Below are 885 nucleotides of genomic sequence, written 5' to 3'. Positions count from 1 at the left end.
CGCCTTTTTTTGCCGGTTGCGATTGACTGCCGCAGGCCGTAAGAAAGAGTAGGAATAAGGACATCAAAAGAAATAGTGAAAGCAGTCGTTTTTTCATAAAAGCCTCCTTAGAAAAAATGAACATAGGGTTTCCAGGTATCATACTTTACTTAAGAATATCATAAATGATATTTATTCTCAAATAAAAGAGGAGAAATCGGTGAAGTCAGTTTTCATAAGACAAGGAATGTGAAATACCCGGAAACGTGTAATAATGAACGGTGAATTCGTGCAGGTTATCGGTGCAAAAGGATTGACAGACAAAAGGGGGAATGATAAAATACGTAAGTGTTGCAGTGTGTGCAACATTTATTTTTGCGGGTAAGGGGTGTGTTTCGTGAGCTTGGAAAGTTTGCGTACGGCGAGAAAAACAGTCGGTGCGAAACAAACGTTAAAGGCGATGAAGCGGAACGAAGTGTCCGCAATATATATTGCTAAAGACAGCGATGAGGCTGTCGTTCGTCCTTTGACGGACTGCGCCGCCCAAGCGGACATAGTCGTCGATTCGACATATACTATGGAAGAATTGGGTGAGGCCTGCCGCATTAAAGTAAAGGCGGCAGCCGTAGGTCTGTTAAAGTAATTTCGGTAATATCATCTAAAGGGACATTCCCGGTGATGATTACAAATATAAATCTAATTGTTTAGAGAGGAGGTGCCCATATGCCGACAATTAACCAATTGGTTCGTAAAGGTCGTCAGACATCCGTTAAGAAATCGACGGCTCCGGCCTTGAAAGAATGCCCGCAAAAGCGCGGTGTCTGCACTCGTGTGTACACAGCTACGCCGAAGAAGCCTAACTCTGCTTTGCGTAAGGTTGCTCGTGTTCGCTTGACGAACTCTATC

Annotated in this window: 1 protein-coding gene and 1 pseudogene; both read left to right on the top strand. The window is 43.7% G+C overall.

Features of this window, described 5'->3' with window-relative positions:
* Positions 1 to 376: 376 nt before the first annotated feature.
* Entirely contained in the window at positions 377 to 622 is a 246-nt protein-coding gene (locus tag PGX78_RS08075; RefSeq protein ID WP_270446412.1) for a ribosomal L7Ae/L30e/S12e/Gadd45 family protein, read from the top strand.
* An 80-nt stretch (positions 623 to 702) separates the two neighbouring features.
* Positions 703 to 885 (top strand): annotated as a pseudogene (locus PGX78_RS08070) (30S ribosomal protein S12); the annotation flags it as partial.

It is taken from the genome of Megasphaera sp. AF13-6AC, from assembly GCF_027685385.1.
In the GTDB taxonomy this organism is placed as follows: domain Bacteria; phylum Bacillota; class Negativicutes; order Veillonellales; family Megasphaeraceae; genus Megasphaera; species Megasphaera micronuciformis.
This window is presented reverse-complemented; position numbering and strand designations above follow the sequence as displayed.